Origin of the sequence: Yeosuana marina (genome assembly GCF_011762485.1) — a bacterium.
Lineage (GTDB): Bacteria > Bacteroidota > Bacteroidia > Flavobacteriales > Flavobacteriaceae > Yeosuana > Yeosuana marina.
On record NZ_JAAKGI010000045.1, the window covers coordinates 1 to 685 of the forward strand.

The window sequence follows — 685 nt, forward strand, 5'->3', positions numbered from 1 at the left end:
CAGTGATAATGAATTGCAGGCTATAAAAAGCAGGAACAATAAATGGGCAAAAGATCAGGACGGGCGCCCTGGATCTGGTAACAAAGGGAGTCGTTACACCAGTAATAAAACCCACTACAGCCCAACCGATCCCGATGCTCGCATTAGTGTGAAACCTGGTAAGGCACGAAAACTTAATTACCAGAGCCAGCTTACGGTAGACACGGCCAACCATGTGATTAGTGATATCAAAGCTTATCATGCCGACAGCAAGGATAATCAACAATTAGCCGATATCGTGGTTCGTGTACAGCGGCGTTTACGTCGCGTGGGATTGGTCTGGGAAAACTGTGTGGCGGATACCGGCTATAGCAGTGGAGAGAATTATGCCTTTCTGGAAAGTAGAAGCCTAAAAAGCTTTATTCCTCCTCATGGGACTTATAAAGGTTGTCCCGATGGCTTTGCTTATAACGAACCCCAAGATCATTATGTATGTCCTTAGGGTAAAGTCATACCATTTAAAAAGGTGTTCTATGAAACGAAGAACCAGACCAAAAAGAAGGAATATCGAGCTTCAAAGAAGGTTTGCATTAACTGCCCGATACGCAGGGAGTGTTTAGGTAAAAGTGCCCAGGAAAAGAAATTTACCGTAACCTATTACCGCGCCGAGTACGAGCGCAACATCGTCAGAGTAAACAGTCCACAG

General features: G+C 45.0%; 1 pseudogene. It reads left to right on the forward strand.

Annotated features, from left to right (window positions below):
• Nucleotides 1–685 (forward strand): annotated as a pseudogene (locus G5V56_RS17550) (transposase); the annotation flags it as partial.